Source organism: Latilactobacillus fragifolii, from assembly GCF_905332535.1.
GTDB lineage: Bacteria > Bacillota > Bacilli > Lactobacillales > Lactobacillaceae > Latilactobacillus > Latilactobacillus fragifolii.
Genome location: NZ_CAJOCF010000003.1, coordinates 240,792 through 253,523, shown reverse-complemented (window position 1 = coordinate 253,523; position 12,732 = coordinate 240,792). Strand labels below are relative to the sequence as shown.

The window sequence follows — 12,732 nt, the reverse complement described above, 5'->3', positions numbered from 1 at the left end:
TGTCTTTTTTTGTATGCATCTTTTATTTTATGATATAGTTATACCAAATATATCTCTAATTAGGAGCTTAACATGTCAAACTTATACCCTGATGACAGTCTTTTGTTGCATACAGACTTGTATCAGTTGAATATGATGCTTACTTATTTTAAAAAGGACTTGCACAATCGCACCGCAGTTTTCGAATGTTATTTCAGAAAATTACCATTTGAAAATGGTTATGCAATTTTTGCAGGTTTAGAACATATTGTGAATTATTTAGAAAATTTGCACTTCACTGAAAGTGATATCGCTTATCTGCGTGATGAAGTAGGGTATCCGGCTGATTTTCTTGATTATTTAGCCAATCTTGATTTTGATTTAACAATTCGCTCAGCTGTTGAGGGCGAATTGGTCTTTGGCAATGAACCGATTCTACAAATTGAAGGGCCATTGGCACAATGTCAGTTGATTGAAACGGCATTATTAAACATTATCAATTATCAAACACTAATTGCCACTAAAGCTGCGCGGATTAAATCCGTCGTTGGTAAGGATCCCCTTTTAGAATTCGGTACGCGTCGTGCTCAAGAAATGGACGCTGCTTTATGGGGGACGCGGGCCGCTTACATCGGTGGCTTTGACGCTACAAGTAATGTGCGGGCTTCTAAAATTTTCGGTATTCCCGCTAGTGGGACGCATGCTCATTCGCTAGTACAGGTCTATCGCAATGACTACGAAGCATTTCGCGCGTATGCTGAAACACATCATGATTGTGTCTTTTTGGTTGATACGTATGACACCCTTAAAAGTGGGGTCCCTAGTGCCATTCGGGTCGCTAAGGAATTTGGTAGCAAGATTAATTTCCAAGGGGTACGGATTGATAGTGGTGATATGGCATACATTTCCAAGCGGGTTCGTCAACAATTAGATGAAGCTGGTTTTACAGACGCCAAAGTTTATGCTTCCAATGATTTAGATGAAAAGACTATCCAAAACTTGAAGATGCAAGAAGCCAAAATTGATGTTTGGGGTGTTGGAACGAAATTGATTACGGCTTATGATCAACCAGCGTTAGGGGCAGTTTATAAGCTCGTTTCAATCGAAAACAATGATGGTAAGATGGTCGATACCATCAAGCTTTCAAGTAATGTTGAAAAAGTCTCCACACCAGGGCGGAAGCAAGTCTGGCGGATCACTAAAAAAGTCGATGGTAAATCTGAAGGGGATTACATTACGCTTTGGGATGAAGATCCATTGGAACAAGATTCAATCTATATGTTCCATCCCAATTATACTTACATCAATAAAACCGTGACCGACTTTAATGCGCGACCTATTTTGCGGACGATTTTTGAACGCGGGAAACGGGTTTATAAATTGCCTGAACTCGGTGCAATTAAGAAGTTTTGTAGTGAAAATCTTGATTCATTATGGGATGAATATAAGCGCGACTTAAATCCACAAGATTACCCAGTGGACCTCTCTCAACGTACATGGGACCACAAAATGGCCCAAATCAGAAGAGTCAAAGAAGAAGTCCAAAATCAGAGTGGTTCATTCAACGGTTAGCTTTTGAGTATAGCGAAGTCTAGTGAATAAGTGCATTAGCGCTTATTTGCCGGACATAGCTAGACGGAAAAAGCTGTTGAAGGAAGCATGTTTCCAAAATCAGAGTGGTTCATTCAACGGTTAGCTTTTAAATAGTTTAGAAGTCATTTAACAATAAAAAAAGGCGGTATTAATCATGAGACCTTTACAAGCTGAAATTATCGCAGCCTTAAAGACCCAACCCACAATCGACCCGAAAAAAGAAATTCGGCGGTCGGTTGATTTCTTGAAGGATTATTTAAAGAAGAATACCTTTCTAAAAACCTACGTACTTGGCATTTCTGGGGGACAAGATTCGACATTAGTCGGCGCTTTAGCTGAACAAGCAGTCCGCGAGATGCGTGCTGAAACGGGCGATGACAGTTATCAATTCATTGCGGTTCGATTACCGTATGGTGAACAAGCAGATGAATCGGATGCAATGGCTGCTATTGATTTCATGCAAGCGGATCAAGTTCGCCGGGTGAATATTAAAGCCACGGTGGATGCAATGGTTCAAGCACTTGCAGCAACCGAAGTGGCAGTCAGTGACTTTAATAAGGGAAATATTAAGGCGCGGGTACGGATGATTGCGCAATATGGCATCGCTGGTGAAACGAAGGGGGCAGTTTTAGGAACGGATCATTCTGCTGAGTCGGTTACCGGCTTTTACACAAAGTTCGGTGATGGTGGTGCGGACCTTGTGCCGATTTTCAGATTAGATAAACGTCAAGGTAAGGCGATGTTAGCGGAATTAAATGCGCCTAAATATTTGTATGAAAAAACTCCAACGGCTGATCTTGAAGAAGATCGTCCAGCATTGCCAGATGAATTGGCCCTTGGTGTGACCTATGATCAGATTGATGATTATTTAGAAGGTCGTGAAGTAGCAGAAGAAGCTGCGGTCAAGATTGAAAATTGGTATCAAAAGACAGCGCACAAACGGCATTTACCAATTACCGTTTTCGATGAATTTTGGCGGTAGTCGGCTGAAACTTGTTTAGCGGCTAAACAAATTGGCTGTCAGAATACCGTTTTGCTTGCGTTTTAGATTGGGTATGCCTTATAATTAGCTTAACGATAAGGGAGTAACTAGCAGCTTGTCTGCGATAACGCCACCAACAAGGCAATATTCTGGTGTTATCTTAATTAGTGAGACTTATGGGGGATTCTTTGAATTCTCGATAAGTCTCTTTTTTTACCCCGAAATCTATCTATAGGAGGTACGATAATGACAGATCAACCAAGTTCATTCTTTACACAATCAACGGATGAGACTTTAAAGCGTTTAGCCACAACGACGGATGGGCTAACGCAAGACCAAGTCGCTGAACGACGCGCTAAATACGGGCGTAATCAGTTGACTGCGACGAAACGAAAAAGTTTATTCGTTCGCTTTTTAGAGCAGTTTAAAGATTTCATGATTATCGTCTTATTAGTAGCGGCGATGATTGCTGGTTTTTTAGCCCATGAATGGCCAGATGCGATTATTATCCTCGCCGTTGTCATCTTAAATGCTATTTTCGGTGTTTTTCAAGAAGCTAAAGCGGAACAAGCAATTGATGCTTTAAAAGAGATGGCGACACCAGACGCACACGTGCGCCGTAACGGCCAGATTGTTAAAATCAAGAGTGAAGACTTGGTTGTTGGCGATATTGTGTTGCTAGAGGCGGGCGATATTGTCCCCGCTGATTTACGCTTGTTAGAATCAGCTGCCTTGAAGATTGAAGAATCAGCTTTGACAGGTGAATCGGTGCCAGTCGACAAGACAGTTGCAGCGTTAACCGATCCTGAAAGTGGGATTGGCGATCGCACCAATATGGCGTTTATGAATAGTAATGTGACTTACGGGCGTGGTGTCGGGGTTGTGACAGGCACTGGGATGCAAACTGAAGTTGGTAAAATCGCTGGGATGTTAAATCAAGCTGGTGAAACAACAACACCATTACAAATGAACTTAAGCCAACTTGGTAAAAGTTTGACGATTATGATTTTAATCATTGCGGCCGTTGTGTTTGTGGTTGGCTATTTACGACACGCGCAATCACCAATTAATATGTTATTAACTGCTATTTCATTAGCGGTTGCTGCGATTCCTGAAGGGTTACCAGCAATTGTGACGGTTATTTTAGCCCTTGGGACCCAGAAGATGGTTAAACGAAACGCATTGGTGCGGAAGTTGCCGGCGGTGGAAACCCTTGGAAGTACCGACATTATTGCGTCCGACAAAACAGGAACGTTAACTATGAACCAAATGACGGTTGAAAAAATTTTTACAAATAATCAATTGCAAGAAGCATCGGCTGACTTGGCAAGCGATGATTTAGCTTTGAGCATTATGAATCTCGCCAATGATACGAAAATCACAGAAGATGGCCAACTAATTGGCGATCCAACCGAAACAGCTTTAATTGCTTATGGCCGTGATAAAGGCCTCGTCATTCAAGATGCGTTAGCAGCAAAACCACGCGTAGGTGAAGTACCATTTGATTCAGAACGAAAACTGATGACGACCATTCATCAAGCCAAGGATGGCCAATTATTGATGGCAACCAAGGGGGCACCGGACGAATTACTGAAACGGGTAAGCCACTTTATTGATGCCAATGGTGAAGTGCAACCGCTAGACGAAGATGAACGCCAATTCTTACTTAAGACGAATCATGATTTAGCCAAACAAGCATTGCGTGTCTTGGCGTTAGCATATAAACCATTAGCTACATTACCAGCGACAATTGATTCGACGATTGAAAATGATTTAATCTTTGCCGGGTTAGTCGGGATGATTGATCCAGAACGACCAGAAGCTAAACAAGCCGTGACGGATGCTCATTCAGCAGGGATTCGGACATTGATGATTACAGGCGATCATCGTGACACCGCGGAAGCTATCGCCCTTCGGTTAGGGATTATTACCCCAGAACAAGATGCCGATGCGGCTGTTGTGACCGGGGCGGAACTCGATCAGATGGATGATGAAACTTTTGCTAAAAAAGTCAGTCAATACGCAGTTTATGCACGGGTTGCCCCCGAACACAAAGTGCGGATTGTTAAAGCTTGGCAAAAACACGGTAAAGTGGTTGCAATGACCGGGGATGGGGTTAACGATGCACCAGCTTTGAAGTCCGCTGATATCGGTATTGGCATGGGGATTACCGGGACAGAAGTGTCAAAAGGGGCCAGTGATATGGTGCTGGCTGATGATAACTTCTCAACGATTGTGGTGGCTGTTAAAGAAGGGCGCAAAGTTTTCGCCAACATTCAAAAATCAATTCAATATTTATTGTCAGCTAACTTAGGTGAAGTGCTCACATTATTTATGATGACCATTTTAGGCTGGCAAATTCTCCAACCTGTGCATATTTTGTGGATTAACTTAGTGACGGACACATTCCCAGCGATTGCGTTAGGCGTTGAACCAACTGAACCAGGGATTATGAATCAGAAACCGCGGGGCCGAAAATCAAATTTCTTCTCCGGCGGTGTGTTCCAAGCGATTATCTATCAAGGACTCTTGGAAGGGGGCATTACGCTTGGCGTTTATGCCTTAGCGATTATGTATCCTGTACATCAAGCCAGTGGCTTAGCCCATGCTGACGCCTTAACGATGGCCTACGCTACGTTAGGGATGATTCAACTCTTCCATGCGTTTAACGTGAAGTCCGTTCACCAATCAATCTTGACAGTTGGCTTTTTCAAGAATAAAGCCTTCAATTGGGCGATTTTAGCGTCATTCCTCTTGTTAGCTGCAACGATTATGGTGCCTGGTTTAAACGGCCTATTCCACGTATCACATCTTGATATTTATCAATGGGGGATTGTCTTAGCAGCCTCATTCTCATTGATTGTGATTGTTGAAATTGTGAAGTTCTTCCAACGGAGAATGGCTAAATAATCTTTTAAGGACCTATTTAATATAGAAAAGGCATCGACAAAAATAATGATTGTTGGTGGCTTTTTTTATTTAACGATTAAATTGTGGTGCAATGTGTTTTTTAACTGAATTTTGGTAAATTTGGTTGAAACGCAAGCTTGCAAGCCGATTGGGAAATTAGTATACTAAACCATAGGAAACTAGGAGGATGGACATGAATAAAACGCAACAAAAGCTTGCCAAATACGGTCAAGCTGTCAATGATTTAATCGATAATACTGAAAAAGTACAAGAAGGTATGAGCAAGTATTTCACCCCTTTAAAAGCAGCCGTTGCTGATGGTAAATTAGCCGAAATGAGTGAACAAGACTACCAAAAAACAGCGCAAATTTTCAGAGATGGTGTTGATCAATATCACGAATTCTTAGCCCAATTCAAAACAGTCGCTGCACCTGCTCGATTGATGGGGAACAATCAACGCTTAATCGGTGCTTATGCTGACTTTATTCAAGGCTGTGAAGATCTTATTACAAGCATGCATGACGATCAAACCGTTGATATGCAAGCTTTTGCTGCTTCAGAAATGAACCAAGATAAAGCAACGGAACGGATTTCTAAATACATCCAAAATATTTCAAGAATCGCTTAGGGCGAAAGTTGACAGTTCCCAAGTCGGGGACTGTTTTTTTATATTGAAGCAAAAGGAGTTCAGTCAAATGCCTGATATTCAAACACTCGTTATTCAACAACTGGCACAATACCGACCACAACAAATTAAAGCAACATTAGGGCTTTTAGAAGAAGGAAACACCGTCCCGTTTGTCGCACGGTATCGAAAAGAGCGGACGGGAAGCTTAGACGAAGTGCAAATTCGTGAAATCGAAAGCACCTATCAATACTTAACGACGCTCGAAAAACGTAAAACCGATATTCTTAAAAATATCGCCGAACAAGACAAATTAACGCCTAAACTCAAACAACAAATTGAAACGGCAACGCAACTCCAAGCCTTAGAAGATTTGTATTTACCCTATAAACAAAAACGCCGGACGAAAGCAACGATTGCTAAAGAAGCAGGGTTAAACCCCTTTGCGCAATTCATTGCCGGCTTGCCTAACTTAAGTGAAGCGGCACTATTAGCAAAAGCTGAAGCTTATCTTAATCCCGAGCAAAAAATCAACGATCCAGAAGCTGTTTTAGCTGGGGTTCACGAAATTTTAGCGGAAAATATCAGTGAGACAGCTAAATATCGAAATTGGGTGCGGCAATATACTTGGCAAAATGGTCAGTTGATCAGTCAGGTTAAAGACGAAGCAGCCGATGAAAAGCAAGTCTATCAAATCTATTATGATTTCACTGCCAATTTAACGAAGGTGGCACAACATCAATATTTAGCGATTAATCGTGGCGAAAACGAAGGTATTTTGAAAGTTAAAATTAAGGTTGACAATCAAGTGATTACCGGTCGAATCAGCCAAGATCTATTGCATGGGGCAGATTCTGCATCAGCGACAATTGTCAAAACCGCTGTCGAAGACGCCTATAAACGGTTCATTGGACCTGCCATTGAACGTGAATTACGGAAGCAACTAAAGGAAAAGGCTGATCAACAAGCAATTAGTGTATTTGGTGATAACCTGAAGCATCTCTTATTGCAACCACCACTAAAGGGAAAAGTTGTGTTAGGTTTTGATCCTGCCTACCGGACGGGCTGTAAATTAGCCGTTGTCGATGGGACTGGGAAATTCTTAGATAAGTTAGTCATTTACCCGCATAAACCAGCTAATGCCGATAAGCGGGCAGCCGCCGCTAGCGAATTTACGGCGTTCTTAGCGAAATATCAAGTCGAAATGATTGCAATCGGTAATGGAACTGCCAGTCGTGAATCAGAGGAATTCGTAGCCAATTGTTTGAAAGCTATTTCCCGGGAAATTTTCTATGTAATTGTCAATGAAGCGGGCGCTTCTGTTTATTCTGCAAGTGCGGCAGCGCGGGCAGAATTTCCCGACTTACACGTTGAAGAACGGAGTGCAATTAGTATTGCCCGCCGTTTGCAAGACCCATTGGCCGAATTGATTAAGATTGATCCGCAAGCAGTGGGGGTCGGACAATATCAACACGATGTTGCGCAAAAAGAACTTACAGTGCAACTTGATACCGTGATTGAAGACGTCGTTAATAGCGTCGGGGTCAATCTGAATACGGCTAGTCCTCAGCTTTTGCAACATATCTCCGGGTTATCAGCAACTACTGCCCAAAATATTGTGCAATATCGTAATGAAAATGGCCTTTACCAAAAGCGAAGTGCTTTGAAAAAAGTACCGCGCTTAGGGCCTAAAGCTTATGAACAGTCGGTCGGATTCTTGCGGATTATCAATGGAGAGAACCCACTCGATAATACTGACATTCATCCGGAAAGTTATCCCACCGCTAAAGCGATTTTGAAATCATTTGGGCTAACAGTTGATGCTTTAGGAAGTGACGCGTTGAAGACGGCAATTGCCAAAGTGCAAGTATCGGCTTTAGCAGCTGAATTAGAGGTGGGGGTTGAAACAATTACCGATATCTTAAACAGTTTGCAAAAACCGGGCCGTGATTTGCGCGATCAGATGACGGCGCCGTTATTACGCCATGATGTCTTAACCTTGGCGGATTTAAAACCAAATATGGCATTAGAAGGCACGGTCCGCAATGTACTTGATTTCGGCGCCTTTGTCGATATTGGGGTAAAGCACGATGGGTTGGTGCACATTTCACAACTTGCCAACCACTTTGTTAAGCATCCGTCTGACGAAGTTGCAGTTGGGGACGTTGTGCAGGTTTGGGTAATGAGTGTTGATCAAGAACGGGAACGCGTCCAATTGACAATGAAAGCCCCAAAAGCAAATGACTAATCAAGCTTTAACGGAATTGATTCAGCAGTTATCGTTACAGTTTTTTAACCGACCATTTAGGCATCAAGCGAATTTCAATCGCCGCTTAAAAACGACAGGTGGGCGTTATCATCTACAGGATCATCATATTGATATTAATCCGAAGATGTTGACGGAACACGATGTGCAGACCTTAGAAGGGGTGATTAAGCATGAACTTTGTCATTATCACCTGCATTTATTGCATCGTGGTTATCGTCATCGAGATGCCGATTTTAAACAATTACTAGCACAAGTCGGCGGTGCACGTTATGCACCAGCTGTCCAAAAGGCAACGCAACCGACTAAAATTTTGATTTATCAGTGTTCAAATTGTGGACAAGTTTATCCGCGTCGGCGCCGCATTAATACGGCCCGCTATGTTTGTCGGCGGTGTCGTGGACAACTCATTTATCAAACCACACAAGGTCAATGAAAAACCGGGTCACACTTATGTTTAGGTGTGGCCCGGTTTTTTAGTTGGCTCGTAGAGTTTGATTCTGAGGGGTGTAGCCCAGTTTGTGGTAGAGGGCTAACGCGGCAGTGTTATTGCCTAAAACGGTTAGTTCTAAATAGTCGAGGGTTTGCGTCTGCTGCCATTGTTTAGCGTGTGTTAGTAGGGCAGTAGCTATCCGGTGCCGCCGCGCTGCTGGGGCAACGTACAATGTCGTGAGATAAGCAAAACGATGGGCGATAAATAACGGTGAAGGATTTGTTTGAGCTGTTGTGATATGACAAAAGGCATCGACTTGCTGATCTTTGTTTCGATGGACAAAGACCGCTTGCAGTGGATCGGTTATCATTTGTTGCCATGCGAAGAAATCGGGCGTGTAATCAGTTTGGTAATTAGCGGGTTGTAGCGCATGCATTTCAGCTGTTAATTGTTGATAAAGGGTCGTTAATTTGGCAATATCGGTTAATTTAGCGCGGATAATAGGCATGTAATCGTCTCCAAAGTAAAATTTTAATTGACTTCAATCGTCGTTTCTCTTATACTAATGTACGTGGCTTAAAGTGATAAAGCAAGTTACGCGGGTGTGGCGGAATGGCAGACGCGCAAGATTAAGGATCTTGTCGGGAATTTTCCCGGTGGAAGTTCGAGTCTTCTCACCCGCATCATAATTCAGTTAGGTAATTCCAATTGGAATTACCTTTTTTTGTCCCTCGATAGAAATAATTGAAACTATGGGGACAAATCGCTATAATGAGCAATAAATTCAGTTTAGGAGTCAGTTAGGATGACACATAAAAATTCATCAGCTTACACAATTAGTATTATGGCGATTTTAACCGCTTTTTTAATCATTCAAAGTTTTATTCCGATGGTCGGTTATATCAATATCATTCCTGGGCTACCAGCCGTGACAACCATCCATTTAACGGTCATTATTGGTGCTGTGATTCTAGGAACCCGCCAAGGGGCTATTTTAGGGTTGATCTGGGGTTTGATTTCATTATTTAGAGCATACACGTCACCTGGCGATCCGCTTTCGCTTTTAATCTTTCAAAATCCAATAATCGCGATTTTACCGCGCTTGATGGCGGGGATGATTGCTGGCTTTACGTTCCAACATTTATATCAAACTAAAATTCGCAAGACTGGCGCAATGGCTTTAGCTGGCATCTTCGGTGCTTTGGTTAATACCTTTTTAGTGATTGGCTTAACGCGGGTGCTCTATGGCCACCAAGCGGCGGGGATGTATCATACTGACCCCACACATTTAATTATTGTGATGCTTAGCGTTGTTGCGTTAAATGCGGTAATGGAGGCAACCTTAGCAGCTGTGGTGACACCATTAGTCGCAACCCCACTGATGCGTTTTAAGCGGCATTAATAATAAGTGAGGGTCGCAATAACTAATCCGCCATGTTTTAATAATCAATAGTTGAATTTAAAAATGAGCTAGACAAAATCATTTTTGTCTAGCTCATTTTAGCTTTATTTCAGTTGTTTTTGAACTTTTTTAGCGTGGGCCGTCACTGTGTTCATATTGACCTTAGCAATTTCAGCTTGTTGATAAACCGAACTATAATATTGATTTAAACGATTGATTGGTGATTTAAGGCTGTCTTCGTCGGCATCAGCATCCGTATGATCAGTGTAAAATTCGTCAGATGCCTTAGTGGCTGCATTGTAGAAGGTAACCAAGGTTGTATAATCAAGTGTTGAAATCTTGAGACTTTGATTTAAATCTTTGACTTGCTCAATTGGCAATTCATCGTTTTCTTGTTTGACTAGTTTGTTAAGGCGTTTGATTACCGGTTTGAGCACCGCTTGTTGTTCTTTAAGCCTTTGAAAGGCCGCTTCACGCTTGGCTGCAGTTACCGCGATTTTAGTGTCTTCAACCGTTAAGAGATTTTCGTCAGGATATTTTTTTTGAATCGTGAGATAGTTATCAGGAACTGGATCACCGATTGTTTCAAGCGTTGAAAGGGCTGCTTGTTGTTGTTTCGTTGCATTTTCAACGGTTTGCATATCGGCTTGAAGTTGGTGTTTAGTATCCATCGGTCTTTGGCAAGCGGCTAGGCTCACGCCGATGAAGATAATTGGTAATAAACGTTTCAATAGTTTCAGCATAAGCAAGCACTCCAATGGGAAAAAGGTATACTGCTATCTTAGCGTAATTAAAGCAAAAAGCCAAATTATTTAAGGGCTGATGTAACATATAAAAGCGGATGGGGCTAAAACGTGGATGCTGATTGCCCATGATAGAAAACGGTTTATTTTTTACTGCCAAATGGTTGCCAATGGTTGTTGTCTGTGTTACACTATGTTTGTACTTTTTGAATGGTTGCGGTACGAATGTTTCCAAAAGAACTTTCTTCCATCGGACCACCAGAAATACACAAATTTATAACGTGTCATCGACACAAGGAGGATTTTTCTCATGGAAAACGGAACTGTAAAATGGTTTAACGCAGAAAAAGGTTACGGCTTTGTAACTCGCGAAGATGGTAGTGATGTATTCGTACATTTCTCAGCTATCCAAGGTGAAGGCTACAAGACTCTTGAAGAAGGTCAAAGCGTTTCTTTTGATATCGAAGAAAGCGACCGCGGCCCACAAGCTGTTAACGTAAACAAAAACTAATTTAAAAAATTAACCTAGGGGTCGCGACAAAAGTAATTTTGTTGCGGCCCCTTTTTTCATTGGCTGATGTAAATTCAGGAGGCTTTGCCGAAGCATAGGGTGCTTGGCGCTATAAAAAAACCTGGCCAACGCGGTCAGGTTTTTTTAGATAACTCAATCGAGATCAGAACGTTTTTCAAATGGATAGACAAAGCCCCATTCAGCACGGGCATCTGTCATGATGGCCATCACATCGCTTGATAATTCAAGGCTACTATTTGCTTGATTCCCGCGCACTGTTTCTTGGAAATCATGGAGTTCGTAGTTCATCGCATTGGTTGCATCACCGGCTTGAATGGTTTCAACGCGCCCATCTGGGAAAGTGAGGGTGGCTTTGTCGGGACGAGGATAATCGTCAACGGTGACGTAGCCATTTTCATAAACGAGAACCCCTTGTTTAGGCATCTTCGCATGAATGTTTAAGGTGACAGTCACCATTTCATGATTGGCGTTATTCAAAAGTAGGGTTGATTGCTGATCGACCCCTGATTCTGAAGGGACCCATTGCGTCGCCACGAGTTCTGGTTTGGCCGTTAACATCCGGCGGGCAAACGAAAGGGCATAAACACCGATATCGAGCATTGCCCCCCCGGCAAGTGCTGGGCTGAAGAAGCGGTTGTTGGCATCAAGTTCTTTATAACTGCCAAAAGAGACTTGAATTGATTTTAAAGCGCCTAAATGATTAGCAACTTGTTGGCGTTCAATTTCGGCAAACAATGGCATATGATAAATGGTCATTGCTTCAGCTAGTACCAAGTGCTTTTCGGCAGCCAGGGCCTTGGCTTTATTTAGTTCACGGCGGTTCATCGTAATCGCTTTTTCACAGAAGACGTGTTTCCCCGCTTCAAGGCTTGCCATAATATTTTCGAAGTGGTAATTATGGGGGGTTGCAATGTAGACAATGTCAATGTTGTCATCAGCAAGCATCGCATCATAACTGCCAAATGCATGTGGAATGTGGTATTGGTCGGCAAAGGCTTGGGCCTTTTCGAGTGAACGAGAAGCAGCCCCATAAATTTGACCATCCGGTTGGTTAAAATAAGTTGCGAAACTAGTGGCGATGTTCCCTAAACCAATAATTCCCCAGTTAAGCGTTGTCAATAAAATCAGTCCTTTACTATCGTAATCGGTTACAGCCAACATTATAGCAATAAAAGCGCTAAATAAAAAATAAAGAGCGATTACAAATTAAAGATTGGTGTTCTGAATAAATTTGTGTACAATATGAAATAGATTCAGATAAAGTTGA

At 42.3% G+C, this 12,732-nt stretch carries 11 protein-coding genes and 1 tRNA gene; 9 read left to right on the top strand and 3 right to left on the bottom strand.

The annotated features are described in order from the left end of the window. The first annotated feature begins 72 nt into the window (after positions 1-72). From J7Q78_RS05840 to J7Q78_RS05815, 6 genes are all read left to right on the top strand, one after another. Positions 73-1,551: a nicotinate phosphoribosyltransferase gene (locus tag J7Q78_RS05840; protein WP_208422034.1), complete on the top strand. Its 1,479-nt coding sequence runs from the start codon at positions 73-75 to the stop codon at positions 1,549-1,551. 175 nt (positions 1,552-1,726) lie between these two features. Next, the gene (nadE, locus tag J7Q78_RS05835) at positions 1,727-2,554 is read left to right on the top strand and encodes an ammonia-dependent NAD(+) synthetase (protein ID WP_208422033.1); all 828 of its coding nucleotides are present in this window, start codon (positions 1,727-1,729) and stop codon (positions 2,552-2,554) included. A gap of 246 nt (positions 2,555-2,800) precedes the next feature. Then, on the top strand, positions 2,801-5,464 hold the full coding sequence (locus J7Q78_RS05830; RefSeq protein ID WP_208422032.1) for a cation-translocating P-type ATPase: 2,664 nt from the start codon (positions 2,801-2,803) through the stop codon (positions 5,462-5,464). A 193-nt stretch (positions 5,465-5,657) separates the two neighbouring features. Further along, the gene (locus tag J7Q78_RS05825) at positions 5,658-6,092 is read left to right on the top strand and encodes a hypothetical protein (protein ID WP_154242500.1); all 435 of its coding nucleotides are present in this window, start codon (positions 5,658-5,660) and stop codon (positions 6,090-6,092) included. A gap of 67 nt (positions 6,093-6,159) precedes the next feature. Continuing rightward, on the top strand, positions 6,160-8,337 hold the full coding sequence (locus J7Q78_RS05820; protein ID WP_208422031.1) for a Tex family protein: 2,178 nt from the start codon (positions 6,160-6,162) through the stop codon (positions 8,335-8,337). Continuing rightward, the gene (locus J7Q78_RS05815; protein ID WP_208422030.1) at positions 8,330-8,791 is read left to right on the top strand and encodes a SprT family protein; all 462 of its coding nucleotides are present in this window, start codon (positions 8,330-8,332) and stop codon (positions 8,789-8,791) included. The genes J7Q78_RS05820 and J7Q78_RS05815 overlap by 8 nt, the downstream gene beginning before the upstream one ends. A 40-nt stretch (positions 8,792-8,831) precedes the next feature. Here the strand turns inward: J7Q78_RS05815 and J7Q78_RS05810 are convergent, their stop codons facing one another. Then, positions 8,832-9,296: a GNAT family N-acetyltransferase gene (locus J7Q78_RS05810; RefSeq protein ID WP_208422029.1), complete on the bottom strand. Its 465-nt coding sequence runs from the start codon at positions 9,294-9,296 to the stop codon at positions 8,832-8,834. Between the two features lie 90 nt (positions 9,297-9,386). Here J7Q78_RS05810 and J7Q78_RS05805 point away from each other — a divergent pair. Further along, positions 9,387-9,471, top strand: a tRNA-Leu gene (locus J7Q78_RS05805). Positions 9,472-9,593: 122 nt separating this feature from the next. Next, complete coding sequence (locus J7Q78_RS05800; protein ID WP_208422028.1) at positions 9,594-10,190, top strand: ECF transporter S component; 597 nt, start codon at positions 9,594-9,596, stop codon at positions 10,188-10,190. Positions 10,191-10,294: 104 nt separating this feature from the next. Here J7Q78_RS05800 and J7Q78_RS05795 read toward each other — a convergent pair whose 3' ends face one another. Continuing rightward, positions 10,295-10,933, bottom strand: a complete 639-nt coding sequence (locus J7Q78_RS05795; RefSeq protein ID WP_208422027.1) for a YkyA family protein — start codon at positions 10,931-10,933, stop codon at positions 10,295-10,297. Positions 10,934-11,243: 310 nt separating this feature from the next. Here J7Q78_RS05795 and J7Q78_RS05790 point away from each other — a divergent pair, with 310 nt between their 5' ends. Next, complete coding sequence (locus tag J7Q78_RS05790; protein WP_004270163.1) at positions 11,244-11,444, top strand: cold-shock protein; 201 nt, start codon at positions 11,244-11,246, stop codon at positions 11,442-11,444. Between the two features lie 153 nt (positions 11,445-11,597). On the opposite strand, the gene J7Q78_RS05785 is transcribed toward J7Q78_RS05790, so the two are convergent. Next, positions 11,598-12,626 carry a Gfo/Idh/MocA family protein gene (locus tag J7Q78_RS05785; RefSeq protein WP_173011552.1) on the bottom strand — a complete coding sequence of 343 codons (1,029 nt, stop codon included), beginning with the start codon at positions 12,624-12,626 and terminating at the stop codon, positions 11,598-11,600. Positions 12,627-12,732: the final 106 nt, after the last annotated feature.

Bases quoted from the DNA above. Each gene is read 5' to 3' on its own strand.
- J7Q78_RS05795 (WP_208422027.1), bottom strand. From the start codon at position 10,933: ATGCTGAAACTATTGAAACGTTTATTACCAATTATCTTCATCGGCGTG.
- J7Q78_RS05820 (WP_208422031.1), top strand. From the start codon at position 6,160: ATGCCTGATATTCAAACACTCGTTATTCAACAACTGGCACAATACCGA.
- J7Q78_RS05790 (WP_004270163.1), top strand. From the start codon at position 11,244: ATGGAAAACGGAACTGTAAAATGGTTTAACGCAGAAAAAGGTTACGGC.
- J7Q78_RS05785 (WP_173011552.1), bottom strand. From the start codon at position 12,626: ATGTTGGCTGTAACCGATTACGATAGTAAAGGACTGATTTTATTGACA.
- J7Q78_RS05840 (WP_208422034.1), top strand. From the start codon at position 73: ATGTCAAACTTATACCCTGATGACAGTCTTTTGTTGCATACAGACTTG.
- J7Q78_RS05815 (WP_208422030.1), top strand. From the start codon at position 8,330: ATGACTAATCAAGCTTTAACGGAATTGATTCAGCAGTTATCGTTACAG.
- J7Q78_RS05800 (WP_208422028.1), top strand. From the start codon at position 9,594: ATGACACATAAAAATTCATCAGCTTACACAATTAGTATTATGGCGATT.
- nadE (WP_208422033.1), top strand. From the start codon at position 1,727: ATGAGACCTTTACAAGCTGAAATTATCGCAGCCTTAAAGACCCAACCC.
- J7Q78_RS05810 (WP_208422029.1), bottom strand. From the start codon at position 9,296: ATGCCTATTATCCGCGCTAAATTAACCGATATTGCCAAATTAACGACC.
- J7Q78_RS05825 (WP_154242500.1), top strand. From the start codon at position 5,658: ATGAATAAAACGCAACAAAAGCTTGCCAAATACGGTCAAGCTGTCAAT.
- J7Q78_RS05830 (WP_208422032.1), top strand. From the start codon at position 2,801: ATGACAGATCAACCAAGTTCATTCTTTACACAATCAACGGATGAGACT.